This is a genomic window from Streptomyces sp. NPDC038135 (assembly GCF_055601245.1).
In genome coordinates this window covers 358,338-376,315 of sequence record NZ_JBVJXS010000006.1, presented here as the reverse complement: position 1 = coordinate 376,315, position 17,978 = coordinate 358,338, and the positions used below count along the sequence as shown (strand labels likewise).

The following is a 17,978-nucleotide window of genomic DNA, read 5'->3' as shown; positions in this document are numbered from 1 at the left end:
CGGGCCGCCTCGGCTTCCCGTCTCCAGTATCCGGCCGGCCGGCGCCGCGGGCTCCGCGGCGCCGGGTGTCTCAGGCCGTGCCGGGACGGACCAGCACGTTCTCGCCGGAGCGGCCGGCGACGTAGTCCTCGATGTTGGTCACGGTGGTGCGGGCGATCTGCCCGACGGCGTCCCTGGTGAAGTAGGCCTCGTGGGAGGTGACCAGGACGTTGCCGAAGGTCATCAGCCTGGCGAGGCGTTCGTCGGTCATCACCTCCAGCGACTTGTCCAGGAAGAACACGCCGGCCTCCTCCTCGTACACGTCGAGGCCGACGCCGCTCAGCCGGCCCGCGCGCAGCGCCTCCAGCAGCGCGTCGGTGTCCACGAGGCCGCCGCGGCTGGAGTTGACCAGGACGGCGTCGTCCTTCATCAGCGCCAGGGCCTTGGCGTCGACGAGGTGGTGCGTGTCGGGCAGCAGCGGGACGTGCAGGCTGACCAGGTCCGCCTCGGTGAACAGCCGCTCGCGCGAGACGTACTCCATGCCGAGGTCCAGGCAGTCGGGGTTCTCGACGGCGTCCCAGCCCAGCAGCCGCATGCCGAATCCGTGGGCGATCCGGGCGAAGGCGGCGCCGATCTTGCCGGTGCCCACCACCCCGGCCGTGCGGCCGCGCAGGTCGCGGCCCATGAGTCCGTCGAGCCGGAAGTCGAAGTCCCGGGTGCGGCGGGCGGCCCGGACGATCCGGCGGTCGACCGCCAGGGCCAGGGCCCAGGCGAACTCGGCGACCGCGTACGGCGAGTAGTAGGAGACCCGGGCCACGGTCAGTCCGAGTTCCCGCGCGGCGGTCAGGTCGATGTTGTTGTACCCGGTGGAGCGCTGGGCGATCATCCGGGTGCCGCCCGCGGCGAGGGAGCGCAGCACCTCGGCGTCCAGGGTGTCGTTGACGCCGCTGAGCACGATCTCGTGCCCGGCGGCGGTCGGCGTCGTGTCCCGGTCCAGGAACAGCCGCAGGCAGCGCAGTTCGTGCCGGCCGGCGAACGCGCTGTCGAACGCCTCCCGCAGCAGCGGTTCCTCGTCCGCGAGGACGCCATACGCAACGATCTCCACGTGTTCTCCTCGGTCGCTTCCGGCGATCACCTTTCCACCGTAGGCCGGGACCGCCCCGGATGAGAGGGCCCTCCGGACCCGCCGGCGGGGCCCATCGTCCCCGGACGCCGCGTCACCATGCCTCCCGCGGTGGCCCGTCGACGGTCAGCGGGCCGTCAGCTCGGCCGCGACCTCGGCCGCCCACGCCTCGATCGCGGAGAAGTCCCGGAAGTCGCCGCCCCTGCCCTCGCGCAGGATCATCCGGGCGATCCAGCCCTTGGCGCCCTCCTCCAGGCAGCCGCCGAACGTGATGTGCTCCCTGGCGTCGACCCGGTCCATGGCACGCCGCACCCCGGCCTCGGGCGGGATGTCGCGTGCCGAGGCGGAGGGGTCGAGCGGCCCGCTGCTGAAGAACCACACCGGGCGCCCGGCCAGGTCCCGGCGGTGACGGCGCACGAACCGGCGCGCGTCCTTCTGCCAGCGCCCGGCGTACAGCGCGCCGCCGACCACCACGGCGTCGTACGGGACGACGCCCGGCACCGACCCGGCGGGCCGCGCCTCGGCCGCGAGTCCCGCCTCGCGCAGCACCCCGGCGACGGTCTCGGCGATCCGTGCCGTCGATCCGTTCGTCGAGCCGTAGGCCACCAGAACCCTGCCGGTCATGGCGGTCCACCTCCTCTCGCTGCCGGTGCGCCCGGCCGCCGGCCGCACCGTGGTCCGGCCTTGCCGCACTCCTCGGCGACGGCCGGGACCGCCGCCGCGGGGACGGCGACGACCACCAGGTCGGGGGTGAGCGGCAGGTCGGCGACGGCGGGGTAGGAGGGCACGCCGAGGATGTGGTCGACGCCCGGGTTCACCGCGAACAGGCGCCGGGTGTAGCCGCCGGCCTTCAGATGGTGCAGGACGGCGCGGCCCACGGAGCCGGGGGTGCGTCCGGCGCCGACGACGGCGACCGCGTCGGGGCGCAGCAGCGGCACGAGGCTGGCGACGTCGGCGGCCCTGCCCCTGGCCTCCACGGCCGACAGGTACGTGTCGTCCTGGTCGAGCCGGATGGTGCAGCGGACCTCCGGCCCCTCGAAGTGGCGGGTGACGCGCAGACCGAGGTCGGAGAAGAGCCGGAGCACCTCCCGGTTCTCGCTGAGCGCGTCGGCGGTGAAGGCGGTGACGCCGTCGGCGCGGGCCGCCGAGACCAGGTGCTCCACGAGCAGGGTGCCCACGCCGAGGTGGTGCGCCGTGTCGCCGACGGCGATCGAGATCTCGGCCGTGTCCTTCTCCCCCGCCGTGTCGTACTCCGCGAGGCCGAGCACCCGGTCCTCGGTCCGGGCCGGCAGGGCCCGGTGGCCGGGGCGGGCCGGGGCGCAGGCCCGGTCGGCGGCGAGGGCGCCGGACCTGCGGCTGACGGAGAAGAACCGCAGCCGCAGGTTCTCCGGGGACATCTTCTCGTAGAACCGCCGCAGGCCGTCGTGGTCGGCCGGGGCCACGGGGCGGATGCGCACGGTGGTGCCGTCCGCGAGCAACGCGTGGACCGGGGGGCGGTTGAGCACGTCGTCCGACATCGCGGATCTCCTCCAGGGGTCTCGACGCTTCGAGCATCCGGCGTTCGGGGCGTCGCTCCCATGGGCTGTCCGGGCATGACACGGGGCCGTACGTCCCGGTCCGCCGGGCGGGCGGCCGGTGACCGGGCGGCCGAGCCGGGGCGCGGGGCGAGCGGGCCGGGGCGAGCGGTGGCGGACGGTCTGCGGCGGAAAGTACGGTGGCGTCCTGGTGTCCGGCTCCGGCGCGAGCGACCGCGCGGGCCGGCGGGCGGTGGTGGAGGCGGCATGGCCGGTAAGAAGGCGGCGAAGCTGCCGCGCGAGGAGTACGAGCGGGAACTGCTGCGCCTGCAGACCGAGTTGGTGAAGCTGCAGGAGTGGGTGCGGGCCGAGGGGGCCCGGCTGGTCGTGGTCTTCGAGGGCCGGGACGCGGCGGGCAAGGGCGGCACCATCAAGCGGGTCGCCGAGCATCTCAACCCCCGGGTGGCCCGGATCGCGGCGCTGCCGAAACCGACCGAGCGCGAGCGCACGCAGTGGTACTTCCAGCGGTACGTGGAGCATCTGCCGGCCGCCGGGGAGATCGTGCTGTTCGACCGGTCCTGGTACAACCGGGCCGGGGTCGAGCACGTGATGGGCTTCTGCACCAAGGAGGAGCATCAGCTCTTCCTGCGCCAGTGCCCGATCTTCGAGCGGATGCTGGTGGAGGACGGGATCCTGCTGCGCAAGTACTGGTTCTCGGTGAGCGACACCGAGCAGCAGGAGCGCTTCCGGCGCCGGCTGGAGGATCCGCTGCGGCAGTGGAAGCTGTCCCCGATGGACCTGGAGTCGATCACGCGCTGGGAGGCCTACTCCCGGGCCAAGGACGAGATGCTGGTCCACACCGACATCACCGAGGCGCCGTGGTTCGTCGTGGAGAGCGACGACAAGCGGCGGGCGCGGCTCAACATGATCGCCCACCTGCTCGACTCCGTCCCGTACCACGAGGTGCCGCCGCAGGTGCTGCGGCTGCCGCCGAGGCCGCCGTCGACCGGCTACGAGCGTCCGCCGCGCGATCTGCAGACCTACGTGCCCGATCACGCCGCCGGTCTCTGAACGGCCGCCCACCGGGCGCCGGGGCCCGCACGGCGGCCGCCCACCGGCGCCGGCACGGCGGCCGCCGCCGCACCCTCCCCGGGGTGCGGCGGCGGCCGGCGCGCGATGCGGTGCGTCAGTCGTGCGCCACGACCGCCACGGGCGCGGCGGCGTGGTGCAGGACGGCGTGGGCGACGGTGCCGATGTGGGCGCCGACCGGGGAGCGGCGCACGCGCCGGCCGACCACGACGAGGGAGGCGTCGCGGGAGGCCTCGACCAGCAGCAGCGCGGGGCTGATCCAGCGGGACTCCGGGACGACCTCGACGCCGGGGTGCTTCCGCCGCCAGGGCCGCAGGGCCTCGTCCAGGGCGGCGGCGTGGCTGTGCGCCACCGTGGTGGTGACCTCGGGGTCCATGGCCATGCCGTAGGCGTAGTAGTACGACGGCGGGTTCCAGGCGTGCACCACCCGCAGCGGCACCGAGCCGCGCTCGGCGGCCTCGAACGCGAACTCGATCGGGGCCGCGTCCGGCGCCTTGAGGTCCAGTCCCAGCACGACGGGGCCGGCCGGGTCGCCCGCGGCGCCGGCGCCGTACTCGCCGGAGCGGACGAGGACCACGGGACGCTCGCTGTGCGCCACGACGGACTGCCCGACCGAGCCGACCAGGAAGCCGCCGAGACCGCCGAGGCCGCGCGAGCCGAGCACGAGCAGTTCGGCCTCCCCTGCCGCCGCGGCCAGGAGCTCGGCCGGCTGCCCGGTGAGCTGCTCCGTGCTCACCTCCAGGCCGGGGTGGGCCGACCGCAGACCGTCGGCGGCCTCCCGGAGGATCCGCTCGGTCCAGTGCTGGTGGGTGTCGGCGCCCAGCAGCGGAGCCTCGGCCATGGGCTCCGGCACCGGCTGCCAGACCTGGACCAGCTTCACCGGCAGGCCGCGCAGTCGCGCCTCCCGGGCGGCCCACTGGGCGGCGGCCCGGCTCTCGGTCGAACCGTCGACGCCTACGGTGATGGTGCGGGACATGTTCTCCACCTCTCGTGGATCGGGGGACGCCGTGGCGGCGTCGTCTTCAGGGGGTTGTGCGGCGCGGGGGCCCCTGGTCCTGCGGGGGCTTTCGTGCGGGTGCCGGGCGGTCGCCGGGGCGGTCCCGTGAGGGCGCCGTCCCGGCTCGGGAGGTCAGCGCACAGCCGCGCGTGACCTTGGTCGACGGCGAACCGCTCCCCCGAGGGTCTTGCTTCGCGGGCCGAACGCCACTGCCCTGTAGGGACGTTGATCGGTCACCGCGCGCCCCGCCCCCGTCGGTCCTGGACCTGGGTGGCGATGACGGCGGCCTGGATGCGGCGTTCCACGCCGAGTTTGGCGAGCAGCCGGGAGATGTGGTTCTTCACCGTCTTCTCGGCGAGGTAGAGCCGCTGCCCGATCTGACGGTTCGTCAGGCCTTCGCCGATGAGGGCCAGGATCTCCCGTTCGCGGTCGGTCAGGCCGGGCAGTTCGTCGGGTTCCTCCGGCTGCTGCGGGCCGCCCCGCAGCCGGGCCATCAGCCGGGTGGTGGCGCTCGGGTCGAGCAGGGACTGGCCGCGGGCGACGGTGCGTACGGCGGACACCAGGTCCGAGCCCCGGATCTGCTTGAGGACGTAACCGGACGCGCCCGCCATGATCGAGTCGAGCAGCGCCTCCTCGTCGTCGAACGAGGTCAGCATCAGGCAGGCCAGCTCGGGCATGCGCGAGCGCAGCTCCCGGCACACGCTCACCCCGTCGCCGTCGGACAGCCGGACGTCCAGCACCGCGACGTGCGGGCGCAGCGCGGGGACGCGCACCAGCGCCTGTTCCACAGTGCCGGCCTCGCCGATCACCTCGATGTCCGGCTCGTCGTTCAGCAGGTCGCGCACACCGCGCCGTACCACCTCGTGGTCGTCCAGCAGGAAGACCCGGACCGGGTTGGCCTGCTCGCCGTCCGCCATTGACCGCTCCTCGTTCCGTGCGCTCCGCGGCCGCCCGTGAACCGCCGGCCGCCTCCCTACGGATCCTTGCCCCGCCCGGTCCGGACGGCCAGGGCCGAACGGCCCTGGTGTGCGCCACGCGGTGCGACGGTGGTCACCGCCCGGCGCGGCCTCCGTCCGCGCCGGGTACCCGCGAGAGGCGGACGCCGCGCGCCGGAGCGGAGCCTCACGGCTCCCGTGCCACGGGTCGGGCGGGCAGGTGCACGCCGTACATCGTGCGGCCGGCGACCAGCTCCCGGCCGGTGACCAGCTCGGGCTCGATGCGCACGAAGATCTCCTCGGGCGAGGGCGCCCAGGAGCGCGGGCCGATCCGGTCCAGGCGCTCCACCTCGGCCGGGTCCGTGACGACACCGGCCCGACCGGTGACGACGACACTCCACCCGGACTGCTTGTCCGCGTCGACCGCGTCCGCCTCGAAGGCCACGACCGAGCCGTCGACCGCGCGGGCCATCTCCGAGGCCGCCGAGGTGCGCAGCAGCACCGCGCCGTCCTCGTCGAGGCGGAAGTTCACCGGCACGACCGCGGGCAGGGCCTGGCGCGTGTGCACGATCCGTCCGACGGGCGCCGTGGCCAGCAGGCGCATGCACTCGTGACGGCCGAGTTCGCGGAAACCATCGTTCGGGTACATCGGACAGCCCGTCTTTCGCCTGGTGGACCGGTGTGGCCCGGTGGACCGGAGCACGCTCCATGCTGGGACGGATCCCGGCCGCGGCGTCAGGGACCACCGGTCCCTCGCGCCCCGGAGAACGGCCCGTGGGTGCACGGCGCAGCGGGAGGGCCGGTCGGCCCATCGGCCCCGCCCGGGAGTGCCCCGGTCGGCCCGCCCACCGCGCCTGGCCGGCCCATGTCACGGCGCCGCCCGGGCTGCGACCTTCGGAGGGTGACGAGCGGAAGGTGGGGACGGATGCGTGAGGGCGGCCTCAGTAGCGGCGGGCGGGGGCGTACGAGGGGGCCGCTGTGGCGGTGGCGGCGCAATCCGCTGCGGCGCCGCACCGACGTGCTCGAGGCGTGGTTCCTGCTCGCCGTGTGGGCGCTCGTCGTGGTGGGCGGCACGCTCGTGGGCCTGGTGACCGCCCGGGCCGCCGGCCAGTCCTTCGACCGGCAGCGGACCGAGCGGACCCAGGTGCGGGCCGTGCTGCTCACCGACGCCCCGCGCACGGCGGTCGCGGGCACCGGCGGCGACCTGACCTCGGCTCGGGTCCGCTGGACGGCCCCGGACGGCACCCGGCACAGCGACAGCACGCTGGTGCCCGGCGGGCTTAGGGCCGGTTCCACCGCGGAGATCTGGCTCGACGCGTGGGGCAGGCCGAGCAGCGCGCCGCTGACGTCCGGTGAGGCGAGCGCCGAGTCGGCGCTGCTGGGCGTCTCGGCCGCGCTCGCCCTGACCGGCGCGGCGTTCGGCGTCCGGTGCGCCGGACGGTGGTGGCTCGACCGGCGGCGCATCGAGGAATGGGACCGGGAGTGGGCCCTGCTCGGTCCGCGGTGGGGCCACAAGACCGGCTGACCGGGACCGGCCCGCTGTCTGAGCGCAACCGCCCGGCCTGCTGACCGGAACCGGCCCGCCGGCTGAGCGGGACCGGCCGGCCGACTGAGCGGGGCCGCCGACCGGCGGCTTCATCGCCTGCTCGCCTGCTCGCCTGCTCGCCCGCGCGTCCGCTCCGCGGCCGTGCGGCCCCCGCGGCATGACGGTGTGTGAAGACGGGATCTTCCCTACCCGGAATCCCTCCGTCAGCAAGTCCGCTGTAAGTAGGCTGATATGCATGAAGGCACTTTTGTTGTCTGGTGGCTCGGGTACCCGTTTGCGCCCCATAACCCATACCTCGGCGAAGCAGCTCGTACCCGTCGCGAACAAACCGGTGCTGTTCTACGGTCTGGAGGCGATCGCCGGGGCCGGCATCACCGAGGTCGGGATCATCGTCGGGGACACGGCCGAGGAGATCCGGGAGGCGGTCGGCGACGGTTCCACGTTCGGGCTCACCGTCACCTACATACCGCAGGAGGCGCCGCTGGGCCTGGCCCACGCGGTGCTGATCGCCCGTGAGTTCCTGGGCGACGACGACTTCGTGATGTACCTCGGCGACAACTTCGTCGTCGGCGGCATCACGGACCTCGTGGACGCGTTCCGCGCCGAGCGGCCGCAGGCGCAGATCCTGCTGACGCGGGTGCCGGACCCGACCGCGTTCGGCGTGGCCGAACTCGACGCCGCGGGACGGGTGGTCGGCCTGGAGGAGAAACCGGAGCACCCCAAGAGCGAACTGGCCCTGGTGGGCGTGTACCTGTTCACCCCGGCGATCCACGAGGCCGTGCGCGCCATCGAGCCCTCCTGGCGCGGCGAGCTGGAGATCACGCACGCCATCCAGTGGCTCATCGACGCCGGACGCGACGTGCGCTCCACGACGATCTCCGGGTACTGGAAGGACACCGGGAACGTCACCGACATGCTCGAGGTCAACCGCTCGGTGCTGGAGACGACGGAGCGCCGGATCGACGGCACCGTCGACGACGACAGCGAGATCATCGGGCGGGTGCGGATCGAGCCGGGGGCGAAGGTGACGGGCAGCCGGATCGTGGGCCCGGTGGCCATCGGCCCCGACACCGTGATCACCGACTCCTACATCGGCCCCTTCACCTCGATCGCCGGCGACTGCCGCATCGAGGACAGCGAGATCGAGTACTCCATCGTGCTGCGCGACTCCTCGGTGAGCGGCGTCCGGCGGGTGGAGGCCTCGCTCATCGGGCGCAACGTCGAGGTGACCCCCTCCCCCCGCAAGCCCGCCGCCCACCGGTTGGTCCTCGGCGACCACAGCAAGGTGCAGATCTCGTCATGACGACCGGCATCCCGGTGCCCGGCCGAGCCGGCCGCACCGACGACAAGAGGAGACCGACCCGGTGAACACCAGGATCCAGCCCACCGCCCAGGTCGACGAGACGGCCGCCATCGGCGACGGCACGACGGTCTGGGATCTCGCCCAGGTACGGGAGGACGCCCGGCTGGGCAGCGGGTGCATCGTGGGCCGGGGGGCCTACGTCGGCCCCGGAGTGCGGATCGGCGACCGCGTGAAGCTCCAGAACTACGCCCTGGTCTACGAGCCCGCGGTGCTCGGCGACGGGGTGTTCGTCGGCCCGGCCGCGGTGCTCACCAACGACCACTACCCCCGCTCCGTGGACCCACAGGGGCGGCTGAAGCGCGGCGGCGACTGGGAGGCCGTGGCCGTGGTGGTGGGCGAGGGGGCGTCGCTCGGGGCCCGTTCGGTGTGCGTGGCGCCGGTGCGCGTCGGCCGCTGGGCCCTGGTCGCGGCGGGCGCCGTGGTGGCCCGGGACGTGCCGGACTTCGCGCTGGTCGCGGGCGTGCCCGCGCGCCGGATCGGCTGGGTCGGCCGGGCCGGCGTCCGGCTGGTGGAGCGGGAGGACGAGCCAGGCTGCTGGGAGTGCCCCGAGACCGGCGAGCGGTACGACGAGAAGGACGGCGAACTCCTCCCGCGCGGCTGATCAGTTGGACTTCCGAAGTACGGGTCCCGATTTGCCCAAAACACCGTTCGTCGAACATGTGCAGGCATAACATGTGTGCGAAGTGTGCAGACCCAGCACAGGGAGCACACGATTCGGCATGGCCCGGGGGGGTTTCGAAGTGGGGGACATCTGTGCCTGAAGCGAGGAGCGGCAGCCGCTCCGGCGCCTGACATCCGCATCACCTCACACGCCCGGCCGTTCGCGCCGCGGCGATCTCAAGTCTGCGCGAAAACAGGACCCACAGGGGGGTTGGTGTGTCCGAACGATGACCATCACACGTCTGGCGGCGCTCGGCCGTGAGGAGCCAGCACTGCTCACGCTCGCCCAACGACTGCTGACGGTGGCCGAGTCGGGGCTTCCGTCGATGCTGCTTCCCGGCAAGGAGGCCTTCGCCTTCACCATGGCCGGGCACCGCTCGCCCGACGGCTCCTGGACGCTGGAACGGCGCGGGACCAGCACCCGGTACGCGGCCATCACCGCGCTGGGGGCCCGGTTCCTGCCCGAGGACCGCCAGCGCGCGGTGCTCGGCGGGCGCAGCGCCCAGGAGTTCACGGGTCTGCTGATCGAGTCCCTGCCGTCGGTGACCAACCTCGGCGACGCGGCGCTCATCGCCTGGGCCGCGGCCGACACCGGCCATCCCAAGCTGTCCGACGCCCTCGACCGGATGAACGCCCTGGACGAGGAGGGCCGGCCGCAGTACACCGTCGAGGCGGCGTGGGTGCTGTCCGCCCTCGCGGCGGCGCACGGCACGGTCGACGTGGAGGGGCGCCTCACCGCGGCCCGCGACCGCCTGCTGCGGGCCCGGATCGGGAACGGCCGGCTGTTCCCGCACGCCACCGGCCCCGGCCTGGTGCCCTGGTACCGGGCCCATGTGAGCTGCTTCGCCGACCAGACATACCCGCTCCAGGCCCTGGCCCGAGCGCACGCCTGCGGTCACGGGGGCGGCGACCCGGAGGCCCTGGCCGCGGCCGAGGCCTGCGCCGCGCGCATCTGCGAGCTGCAGGGCGACGGCGGGCAGTGGTGGTGGCACTACGACGCGCGCACCGGCGGCGTCGTGGAGGGCTACCCGGTCTACAGCGTCCACCAGCACGCGATGGCGCCGACCGCCCTGTTCGACCTCGCCGACGCCGGCGGCACGGACTTCGCCGCGTCGGTCCGCAGGGGCCTGCGCTGGATGACGGACGTGCCCGAACTCGCCGGGGCCCCCGGGAAGCAGGAGCCGTTGATCCTCGACGAGCTCGGCGTCACCTGGCGCAAGGTCTTCCGCGGCGACCCGAAGAAGGCCGTGCGCGCCGCCCGGGGCCTGGGCACCCGGGTCGTCCCGCATCTCCGGCTGAAGCCCCTGGACCGGGTGTACCGCCCCGTCTCGGTGGACCGCGAATGCCGGCCGTACGAGTTCGGCTGGATGCTCCACGCCTGGCAGGGAGGCCGCGTATGAGCGGGCGTCAGTCCCTTTTCGGGGTCGAGCTGGACCCCCTGACCATGGACGAGACGGTGGGGCGCTGCCTCGCCGCGGTCCGGGAGGACCGGCAGCTCGAGATCGGCGTGGTCAACGCCGCGAAGCTGGTGAACATGCGGCGGGACAAGCGGCTCGCCGCGGCCGTGTCCGGCTGCGATCTCGTCCTCGCCGACGGACAGGCCGTGGTCTGGGCCGGCCGGCTGCTGCGCGCCCCGCTGCCGGAACGGGTGGCCGGCATCGACCTGTTCCTGCGGCTGCTGGCCGAGGCGGAGTCGGCGGGCATGTCCGTGTACTTCCTCGGCGCCCGGCAGGAGGTGCTGGAGCGGATGCTGGGCGAGGTGGCCGAGCGCTTCCCCGGCCTGACCGTGGCCGGCAGCCGCAACGGCTACTTCGACGACTCCGAGCAGGAGGCCGTCGCGGACGCCATCGCGCGCAGCGGCGCACAGATGCTGTTCCTCGGCATGACCTCGCCCAAGAAGGAGATCTTCACCGCCGCCTACGGCGAGCGCACCGGCGCCCGCGTGGTGCACGGGGTCGGCGGCTCCTTCGACATCCTGGCCGGCGTCACCAGACGGGCCCCGGTGATCTGGCAGCGGTGGGGCGTCGAATGGCTCTACCGGGCGCTGCAGGAGCCGCGCCGGCTGGGCCGGCGCTACCTGACCACCAATGCGGCCTTCGTCCTCATGACGGTGCGCGAGTTCATCCGGCTCACCCCGTCGCCCGCCTCCGCGAACAGGAGTCACTGATGCGCGTCGTCGTGGTCGGACAGGGATACGTCGGCCTGCCACTGGCCGTCCGGGCCGCCGAGGTCGGTCACGAGGTGATCGGCTACGACGTGGACGCCCGGCGGATCAAGAGCCTCGCCGCCGGTGAGTCCTTCGTCGAGGACGTCTCCTCGGAGCGGATCCGCGCCGCACTGGACAACGGCAGCTACCGCCCCAGCGACGCGGCCCGGGACTGCGGCGGCTTCGACGTCGCCGTGGTGACCGTGCCGACGCCGCTGCACGAGGGCACGCCCGACCTGCGGTACATCAGGGAGTCGGCGGTCACCCTCGCCCGCTATCTGCGCCCCGGCGCCACCGTCGTCCTCGAGTCGACCACCTACCCCGGCACCACCGAGGAGCTGTTCGCCCCGATCCTGGAGGACGGCTCGGGCCTGGCCGCCGGCCCCGACTTCCACCTCGGCTACAGCCCGGAGCGGATCGACCCCGGAAACACCGTCTGGGGTTTCAAGGAGACCCCGAAGGTCGTGTCCGGCGTCGACGCGGCCTCGCTGGAGGCCGTGCGGGACTTCTACGGGCAGCTCGTCGACACCACCGTGCCGGTGCGCTCCCCCAAGGAGGCCGAGCTCGCCAAGCTGCTGGAGAACACCTTCCGGCACGTCAACATCGCGCTGGTCAACGAGATCGCGATGTTCGCCCACCACCTGGACATCGACGTCTGGCAGGCCATCGACGCCGCGTCCACCAAGCCCTTCGGCTTCATGAAGTTCACGCCCGGACCGGGTGTCGGCGGCCACTGCCTGCCGATCGACCCCTCCTACCTGTCCTGGCGGGTGCAGCGCGAACTCGGCCAGAGCTTCCGCTTCGTGGAGCTGGCCAACGACATCAACAACCACATGCCCGAGTACGTGGCACGGCGCATCAGCGACCTGTTCAACGAAAGACGCCGGTCCGTGAACGGCTCGAACATCCTGCTGCTGGGCCTGGCGTACAAGAAGAACACCGGTGACGCCCGCGAGTCGCCCGCCCTGCGGATCTCGCAGCTGCTGCTCGACATGGGGGCCCAGGTCAAGGCGGCGGACCCGCACGTGGTCGAGAGCCTGCCGGTGGACACCCGGCTGGTGCGGGTCGAACCGGTGCCGGAGGAGCTGGCCGCCGCCGACGTGGTGGTCCTGCTCACCGACCACGACAGCTTCGACTACGAACTCATCGCCCAGCACGCCCGCTTCGTCCTCGACTGCCGCCGCCGGCTGTCGGCCGGGCCCACGATCGAGGTGCTCTGAACCATGCCCCGCATCGTCTGCGTCGCCGGTGCGCGACCGAACTACATGAAGATCAAGCCGGTGATGGACGCGCTGGAACGCCGGGGCGCCGAGGTGATCCTGGTCCACACCGGCCAGCACTACGACCCGGCCATGAACGAGGTGTTCTTCACCGACCTCGGCATCCGGCCGCCCGACCACTTCCTCGGCGTCGGCTCCGGGAGCCACGCCGAGCAGACCGGGCGCGTGATGACCGCGTTCGAGCCGCTGCTCGGCGAACTGGCCCCGGACGTGGTCGTGGTGGTCGGCGACATCAACTCCACCCTGGCCTGCGCCCTGGTCACCGCCAAGGCGGGCCCGCTGCTGGCGCACGTCGAGGCCGGACTGCGCAGCCGCGACTGGAGCATGCCGGAGGAGGTCAACCGGGTCGCCACCGATCGGGTCAGCGACTATCTGCTCGCCCCCTCCCCCGACGCCGCCGGGAACCTGCGCGCCGAGGGGTACCGGGACGACCAGATCCACCTGGTCGGCAACGTCATGATCGACACGCTGCTGGCCAACCTGGAACGGGCCCGCGCCTCCGACGTCCTGGACCGGCACGGCCTGACCAGGGGCGAGTACGGCCTGGTCACCCTGCACCGGCCCGCCAACGTGGACGACCCGGAGGTCCTCGCCGGGCTCCTGAAGGCCCTGGGCGAGATCGCCGGCCGCTGCCCGCTGCTGCTCCCCGTGCACCCGCGCGCCGCCGAACGGCTGGCCGCCGTCGGCGTCCCCGGGGGCATCCGGCTGGTGCCGCCCGCCGGATACCTGGACTTCATCGCGCTGCAGGACTCGGCCCGCCTCGTGCTGACCGACTCGGGCGGCGTGCAGGAGGAGACCACCGCCCTCGGCGTGCCCTGCGTGACCCTCCGGGACAACACCGAGCGGCCGGTCACCGTGGAGCAGGGCACCAACGTGCTGGCGGGCCGGGATCCGGCGCGCATCGTGTCCACCGTGAACCGGGTGCTGGACGATCCGCCCGCCCCGCGCCGGCCCGACCTGTGGGACGGCCGGGCGAGCGACCGCATCGCCGACGTGCTGCTGGAGGGGGGCACCGCGAGCAGCCGGCCGAGGCCCACCGACCAAACACCCGCCAAATGATCCGCTTGCAACATATGCTCATCGGGGGTCGGGGCGTGAGGGGGGACCACCATGGATCTCGCTGAGATCTTCCGGGTCATGCGCAGGCGTTGGTACGTCCTGCTGCCCGGACTGCTGCTGACCGCCGCGCTGGCGGCCGGCGTGGCGCTGGTGGTTCCGGTCACCTACCAGTCGCAGAGCACGGTGGCCCTTCTGAACTCCCAGAAGGCCACCGTGGCCTACGACGGCAATCCGTTCCTCAGCACCCAGACCTCGCTCACCGGCATGGCCGACAGCCTGGCCCGGAACCTCAACTCCGACGGCTCCCTGCGGGAACTGAAGTCCCGCGGCGCCAAGGGCACGTTCGAGGCCAAGCTCGCCGACAACGCGCAGGGGCCGCTGATGTGGCTCACCGTCACCGGCACCGACAAGGCCGCCGTCCTGTCCTCGGACCGCATCCTCACGGCGTTCGCCGAGGAGCGGCTGGACCAGTTCCAGAAGCAGCAGTCGGTCGCGCCGAAGGCCATGATCCGCATGACCACGATCGTGCCCCCGCAGAACCCGGTGGCGCAGACCAAGACCCGGCTGGAGTACCAGGTGATGGCCGGGGCCCTGGGTCTGGTGCTGAGCTTGGGCGCCTCCTTCTACGTGGAGGCGCGCCGCCGGCCGCGGCCGCAGGCGCGCGCGGAGGAATCCGAGCGTCCGACAGCCGCCTCCGGAGCGGCCACCGTCTCCGGTCCGGCCGCCGCCGAGCCCGGCTCCGGGGAATCGGCGGTGGAACGGACCATCGCACTCAGGACGCCGCCCAGCTGGTCGCGGTCCGCCGAGAACAGGCCCGCCGCGGAGCCGGGGGCCGGACGGCCCGCCATGGCCGTGGCGCCCGCCGCCGAGCCGCTCGACGAGGAGTCGACTCATGGACAGCGTTCGCACACCGGACAGCGAGACCGCTGAGCCGAGCCACACCCCCGCTTCCCCCTCCCTCGGGCACAAGGTCCGTTCCGCGGCCCGGTGGAGTCTGATCAACACCGTGGTGATGCGCCTCGGCAACTTCGCCACCGGCATCCTGCTGGCGCGTTTCGCCCTCGGCCCCGCCGAATGGGGCGTCTACGGCATCGCCCAGACCGTGCTCCTGGTGCTGCTCTCCGCGAACGAGCTGGGCGTCGGCCTGGCCATCGTCCGCTGGGACGGCGACCCGCGCCGTTTCGCGCCGACCGTGCTGACGCTGGGCACCGCGTCCAGCGTCCTGCTGTACGCCGCCATCTTCGTCTCGGCACCCACGGTGGCCGGGCTGCTGGACTCCCCCGGGGCCTCGGGCGTGCTGCGGGTGATGTGCCTGTGCCTGGTGCTGGACGGGGTGGCCCAGGTCCCCGCCGGCTACCTGACCCGCGAGTTCGCCCAGGGCAAGCGGATGGTGATCGACGCGCTCAACTTCGTCCTCAGCACCGCCGTGACGCTGGTGCTGGCCTTCGCCGGCTGGGGCGCGATGAGCTTCGCCTGGGGAGCGGTGGCCGGCAACGTCGCCGCGCTCCTCGGCTGCGCGCTGGCCGCCCCCGGTATGCTGCGGTTCGGCTGGGACCCCGGGCAGGCCCGCGCCCTGCTGAGGTTCGGCCTCCCGCTGGCCGGGGCGAGCCTGCTCGCGCTCGCCGTCGTCAACGTGGACACGATGGTCGTCGGGTCGTCCCTCGGCTCGGTCGCCCTCGGTTTCTACGTTCTGGCGTTCAACATGTCGGGCTGGCCGGTGCGCATCATCTCCGAGGCGGCCCGCCGCGTCTCCTTCGCCGGCTTCTCCCGCCTGGCGGCCTCCCCGGAGGCCCTCGCACAGGGCTTCAGCCGCGCCCTCGGCGTGCTGGTCACCGGCACCGTCCCGCTGTGCGTGCTGCTCGGCGGACTGGCCGAGCCGGTCGTCCGTCTCGTCTACGGGAGCACATGGGTGCCCGCCGCCTCGGCTCTGCCCTGGCTGATGGCGCTGGGCCTGGTCCGGATCGGCTGCGAACTCGCCTACGACTGCCTCGTCGCCGCCGGACAGCGCCGCTCCCTCATCCTCGTCCAGGGCCTGTGGGTCGTCGCACTCGTCCCCGTCCTCGTCGCCGGCGCCCGCCTCGGGGGCATCGTCGGGGTCTCCCAGGGACACGTCGTCGTCGCGGCCGTTCTCGTCGTCCCCGTATTCCTGTACGCCCTCGGCCGGGCCGGGATCGGCCCCGCCCACATCGTCAGGGCCTGTACCTGGCCCTTCCTCGGGGGAGCCGTGATGACCGTGGTGACCCTCGCCGCGAAGCGGCTCCTCGGCGACGGCATCGTCGCCCTCTTCGCCATCGGCGCCACCGCTCTGGCGTGTTACGTGGTGTGCGTCCTGCCCAGCCGCCGCTTCCTGCTCGGCGCCCGAACCCCGGAGGCCGCGTGACCAGGCTCCGTCAACTGCTCGCCGTACTGACCCTGTTACTCTGCGCCGCGTGTGCCTCGGGCGCCGACGCCGCACCGTCCGACGACGGCGCCTCCCGCAGCACCGCCCAGCCGCCTCCCCCGGCGTCGCAGGTCCCCTCGCCACCGGAGGCCCGCTCGGCGTCCCCGGCCGGCTCGTCGTCCGGGAGCCCCGCGCCCCGTGGGGCGTCCCCGCGGGGCGCGGCACCGGCGGCCCAAGCCGAAGCGGGCTTCCCCGACGCCCGCTCCACCGGCCCCCGCATCCCGCTCCAGCCCCACCCCACCGGGAACATGAGCGTCAAGACCGACGGCACCGTCATCCGGGGGTGGGACATCACCGGCTCACTCGACGTCTACGCGGACGATGTCACCATCATCGACTCGCGGATCACCTCCACCAACTGGTGGGGGGTCAACCTGCGTCCGGGGCACAGCGGTCTGCGGATCCTGCACAGCACGATCACCGCCGTCCCCGGCAAGGGCCCCGACAACGGGGGCGTGGACTACGCGGTCTCCAACATGGGCGTCAGCCCCATCGAGGTCGGCTGGTGCGACGTCTCCGTCTTCGGCAACGCCCTCTCCATGGGGCAGGGCAACCTTCACGACAACTACGTCCACGACCTGGTGCCGTTCCGCAACGCCGGCGGCGAGTGGCAGCACACCGACGCGGTGATCAGCGGCGGCAGCAACCAGGGCAGCCTGGTCATCCGGCACAACACACTGCTCAACTCCGTCCCCGTCGACCAGGGGGCCTCGGCCGCCGTCGGGCTCTTCGCCGACACCGGCCCCGTCTCCAACACCGTCATCGACGGCAATCTGCTGGCCGGCGGCGCCTACGCCCTGTACGGGGGCGGCGAGGGCGCCACCGGCATCCAGGTCACGAACAACGTCTTCTCCACCCGGTACCACCGCAACTCCGGCCACTACGGCGCGGTCACCGCCTGGAACGCCGGTGGTGCCGGCAACGTCTGGCGCGGCAACCGGTTCACCCACGGGCACTCGGTCGCCCCCGAGCCGGCCGGCTGAGGAAGAGGACCATGAGACGTATCGCCCGCGCCCCCTGGGAACTGCTCAAAGGCGCCTTCGGCTGGCTCGTCCTGTTCGAGCTCCGCAACAAGGTCCTCCTCGCCCCCTCCGCGGTGCGGCTGCGCCGTGTCGAGAGCGCCGAGACCCGTCGTCTCGCGGCCGCCACCGCGCCCCCGCCGGCCGCCCTCGTCGCAACGGTGATCGCCACCCATCGCCGCCCCGAGGGACTGCGGGCGGCCGTCCGCTCGGCGCTGGACCAGACCGTCCGCGACCAGGTCGTCATCGTCGTCGACGACGGCGCGGGCCTCCCCGGACTCCCCGACGACCCACGGCTGTTCGCCGTCTCGCTGACGCGGAACACCGGAGTCGCCGGAGTGGTGCGCAACGTGGGCATCCGCCTGACCCGCTCGCGGTACGTGGCGTTCCTGGACGACGACAACCTGTGGGAGCCCGACCATCTGAAGCGGGCGCTGGCGGTGCTGGAGGCCCCCGGCGGACCCGACGGCGTCTACACGGCGCTGCGCCGCGTCCTGCCGGACGGGACCGAACGGGACGTCCTGTCCGTGCCGTTCGACCGCCGCCGGTCCGCCCGCGAGTCCTTCCTGGACACCAACGCCTTCGTCGGGCGGCGCGACAGGACCCTTCGCTTCAGCCGGCTGCGCCGCACCCCGGAGGTGCTGCCCCGGGAGGACTGGGAGCTGGTCCACCGCTACAGCCGCCGCCACACCGTGCGCCACGTGCCGCACGCCACCGTGCGGTACCTGGTGAACCCCGCCAGTTTCTACACCAGTTGGACCGGCTGAG

At 73.2% G+C, this 17,978-nt stretch carries 17 protein-coding genes and 1 pseudogene; 12 read left to right on the top strand and 6 right to left on the bottom strand.

Annotated features, from left to right (window positions below; genetic code table 11):
- Nucleotides 1-70: 70 nt before the first annotated feature.
- The 3 genes and pseudogenes from ACZ7JA_RS19315 to ACZ7JA_RS19305 form a co-directional block, all read right to left on the bottom strand.
- Entirely contained in the window at nucleotides 71-1,084 is a 1,014-nt protein-coding gene (locus ACZ7JA_RS19315) for a 2-hydroxyacid dehydrogenase (protein WP_470809375.1), read from the bottom strand.
- 144 nt (nucleotides 1,085-1,228) lie between these two features.
- Nucleotides 1,229-1,726, bottom strand: coding sequence for a flavodoxin domain-containing protein (locus ACZ7JA_RS19310; RefSeq protein ID WP_470809373.1), 498 nt, complete (start codon nucleotides 1,724-1,726; stop codon nucleotides 1,229-1,231).
- 47 nt (nucleotides 1,727-1,773) lie between these two features.
- A pseudogene (locus tag ACZ7JA_RS19305) lies at nucleotides 1,774-2,619 on the bottom strand (GNAT family N-acetyltransferase); the annotation flags it as partial.
- Between the two features lie 264 nt (nucleotides 2,620-2,883).
- Between ACZ7JA_RS19305 and ppk2 the strand changes: the two are divergent.
- The gene (gene ppk2, locus ACZ7JA_RS19300) at nucleotides 2,884-3,687 is read left to right on the top strand and encodes a polyphosphate kinase 2 (protein WP_351660712.1); all 804 of its coding nucleotides are present in this window, start codon (nucleotides 2,884-2,886) and stop codon (nucleotides 3,685-3,687) included.
- Between the two features lie 115 nt (nucleotides 3,688-3,802).
- On the opposite strand, the gene ACZ7JA_RS19295 is transcribed toward ppk2, so the two are convergent.
- The 3 genes from ACZ7JA_RS19295 to ACZ7JA_RS19285 all read right to left on the bottom strand — a co-directional run bounded on the left by ACZ7JA_RS19295 (nucleotide 3,803) and on the right by ACZ7JA_RS19285 (nucleotide 6,286).
- Nucleotides 3,803-4,681, bottom strand: coding sequence for a universal stress protein (locus ACZ7JA_RS19295; RefSeq protein WP_470809370.1), 879 nt, complete (start codon nucleotides 4,679-4,681; stop codon nucleotides 3,803-3,805).
- Nucleotides 4,682-4,935: 254 nt separating this feature from the next.
- Nucleotides 4,936-5,619 (bottom strand): response regulator, encoded by a 684-nt coding sequence (locus ACZ7JA_RS19290; protein ID WP_470809368.1) that lies wholly within the window; start codon nucleotides 5,617-5,619, stop codon nucleotides 4,936-4,938.
- A gap of 205 nt (nucleotides 5,620-5,824) precedes the next feature.
- Nucleotides 5,825-6,286, bottom strand: a complete 462-nt coding sequence (locus tag ACZ7JA_RS19285; RefSeq protein ID WP_351660704.1) for a pyridoxamine 5'-phosphate oxidase family protein — start codon at nucleotides 6,284-6,286, stop codon at nucleotides 5,825-5,827.
- A gap of 276 nt (nucleotides 6,287-6,562) precedes the next feature.
- On the opposite strand from ACZ7JA_RS19285, the gene ACZ7JA_RS19280 reads away from it, so the two are divergent.
- From ACZ7JA_RS19280 to ACZ7JA_RS19230, 11 genes are all read left to right on the top strand, one after another.
- Nucleotides 6,563-7,162, top strand: coding sequence for an Rv1733c family protein (locus tag ACZ7JA_RS19280; protein ID WP_470809365.1), 600 nt, complete (start codon nucleotides 6,563-6,565; stop codon nucleotides 7,160-7,162).
- Between the two features lie 256 nt (nucleotides 7,163-7,418).
- Nucleotides 7,419-8,486, top strand: coding sequence for a glucose-1-phosphate thymidylyltransferase (locus ACZ7JA_RS19275; RefSeq protein WP_470809363.1), 1,068 nt, complete (start codon nucleotides 7,419-7,421; stop codon nucleotides 8,484-8,486).
- A 61-nt stretch (nucleotides 8,487-8,547) separates the two neighbouring features.
- Nucleotides 8,548-9,147, top strand: a complete 600-nt coding sequence (locus ACZ7JA_RS19270) for an acyltransferase (RefSeq protein WP_393434781.1) — start codon at nucleotides 8,548-8,550, stop codon at nucleotides 9,145-9,147.
- 286 nt (nucleotides 9,148-9,433) lie between these two features.
- A complete protein-coding gene (locus tag ACZ7JA_RS19265) occupies nucleotides 9,434-10,606 on the top strand; it encodes a hypothetical protein (RefSeq protein ID WP_470809361.1) in 1,173 nt (390 codons plus the stop codon).
- A complete protein-coding gene (locus ACZ7JA_RS19260) occupies nucleotides 10,603-11,373 on the top strand; it encodes a WecB/TagA/CpsF family glycosyltransferase (RefSeq protein ID WP_351660691.1) in 771 nt (256 codons plus the stop codon). The genes ACZ7JA_RS19265 and ACZ7JA_RS19260 overlap by 4 nt, the downstream gene beginning before the upstream one ends.
- Nucleotides 11,373-12,632 carry a nucleotide sugar dehydrogenase gene (locus tag ACZ7JA_RS19255; protein ID WP_470809358.1) on the top strand — a complete coding sequence of 420 codons (1,260 nt, stop codon included), beginning with the start codon at nucleotides 11,373-11,375 and terminating at the stop codon, nucleotides 12,630-12,632. Before ACZ7JA_RS19260 ends, ACZ7JA_RS19255 begins: the two co-directional genes overlap by 1 nt.
- A 3-nt stretch (nucleotides 12,633-12,635) precedes the next feature.
- Entirely contained in the window at nucleotides 12,636-13,751 is a 1,116-nt protein-coding gene (wecB, locus tag ACZ7JA_RS19250) for a non-hydrolyzing UDP-N-acetylglucosamine 2-epimerase (RefSeq protein ID WP_351660685.1), read from the top strand.
- Between the two features lie 51 nt (nucleotides 13,752-13,802).
- Nucleotides 13,803-14,681, top strand: coding sequence for a Wzz/FepE/Etk N-terminal domain-containing protein (locus ACZ7JA_RS19245; RefSeq protein WP_470809356.1), 879 nt, complete (start codon nucleotides 13,803-13,805; stop codon nucleotides 14,679-14,681).
- Nucleotides 14,644-16,131: an oligosaccharide flippase family protein gene (locus ACZ7JA_RS19240; RefSeq protein WP_470809354.1), complete on the top strand. Its 1,488-nt coding sequence runs from the start codon at nucleotides 14,644-14,646 to the stop codon at nucleotides 16,129-16,131. The genes ACZ7JA_RS19245 and ACZ7JA_RS19240 overlap by 38 nt, the downstream gene beginning before the upstream one ends.
- The gene (locus ACZ7JA_RS19235; RefSeq protein ID WP_470809352.1) at nucleotides 16,128-17,174 is read left to right on the top strand and encodes a hypothetical protein; all 1,047 of its coding nucleotides are present in this window, start codon (nucleotides 16,128-16,130) and stop codon (nucleotides 17,172-17,174) included. The genes ACZ7JA_RS19240 and ACZ7JA_RS19235 overlap by 4 nt, the downstream gene beginning before the upstream one ends.
- Before the next feature lie 11 nt (nucleotides 17,175-17,185).
- A complete protein-coding gene (locus ACZ7JA_RS19230) occupies nucleotides 17,186-17,977 on the top strand; it encodes a glycosyltransferase family 2 protein (RefSeq protein ID WP_470809349.1) in 792 nt (263 codons plus the stop codon).
- Nucleotide 17,978 lies beyond the last annotated feature (1 nt).

What these genes read in the sequence shown, in the direction of transcription:
- ACZ7JA_RS19310 (WP_470809373.1), bottom strand. Translation starts at nt 1,726, where the DNA reads ATGACCGGCAGGGTTCTGGTGGCCTACGGCTCGACGAACGGATCGACG.
- ppk2 (WP_351660712.1), top strand. Translation starts at nt 2,884, where the DNA reads ATGGCCGGTAAGAAGGCGGCGAAGCTGCCGCGCGAGGAGTACGAGCGG.
- ACZ7JA_RS19295 (WP_470809370.1), bottom strand. Translation starts at nt 4,681, where the DNA reads ATGTCCCGCACCATCACCGTAGGCGTCGACGGTTCGACCGAGAGCCGG.
- ACZ7JA_RS19290 (WP_470809368.1), bottom strand. Translation starts at nt 5,619, where the DNA reads ATGGCGGACGGCGAGCAGGCCAACCCGGTCCGGGTCTTCCTGCTGGAC.
- ACZ7JA_RS19285 (WP_351660704.1), bottom strand. Translation starts at nt 6,286, where the DNA reads ATGTACCCGAACGATGGTTTCCGCGAACTCGGCCGTCACGAGTGCATG.
- ACZ7JA_RS19280 (WP_470809365.1), top strand. Translation starts at nt 6,563, where the DNA reads ATGCGTGAGGGCGGCCTCAGTAGCGGCGGGCGGGGGCGTACGAGGGGG.
- ACZ7JA_RS19275 (WP_470809363.1), top strand. Translation starts at nt 7,419, where the DNA reads ATGAAGGCACTTTTGTTGTCTGGTGGCTCGGGTACCCGTTTGCGCCCC.
- ACZ7JA_RS19265 (WP_470809361.1), top strand. Translation starts at nt 9,434, where the DNA reads ATGACCATCACACGTCTGGCGGCGCTCGGCCGTGAGGAGCCAGCACTG.
- ACZ7JA_RS19260 (WP_351660691.1), top strand. Translation starts at nt 10,603, where the DNA reads ATGAGCGGGCGTCAGTCCCTTTTCGGGGTCGAGCTGGACCCCCTGACC.
- ACZ7JA_RS19255 (WP_470809358.1), top strand. Translation starts at nt 11,373, where the DNA reads ATGCGCGTCGTCGTGGTCGGACAGGGATACGTCGGCCTGCCACTGGCC.
- wecB (WP_351660685.1), top strand. Translation starts at nt 12,636, where the DNA reads ATGCCCCGCATCGTCTGCGTCGCCGGTGCGCGACCGAACTACATGAAG.
- ACZ7JA_RS19245 (WP_470809356.1), top strand. Translation starts at nt 13,803, where the DNA reads ATGGATCTCGCTGAGATCTTCCGGGTCATGCGCAGGCGTTGGTACGTC.
- ACZ7JA_RS19240 (WP_470809354.1), top strand. Translation starts at nt 14,644, where the DNA reads ATGGACAGCGTTCGCACACCGGACAGCGAGACCGCTGAGCCGAGCCAC.
- ACZ7JA_RS19230 (WP_470809349.1), top strand. Translation starts at nt 17,186, where the DNA reads ATGAGACGTATCGCCCGCGCCCCCTGGGAACTGCTCAAAGGCGCCTTC.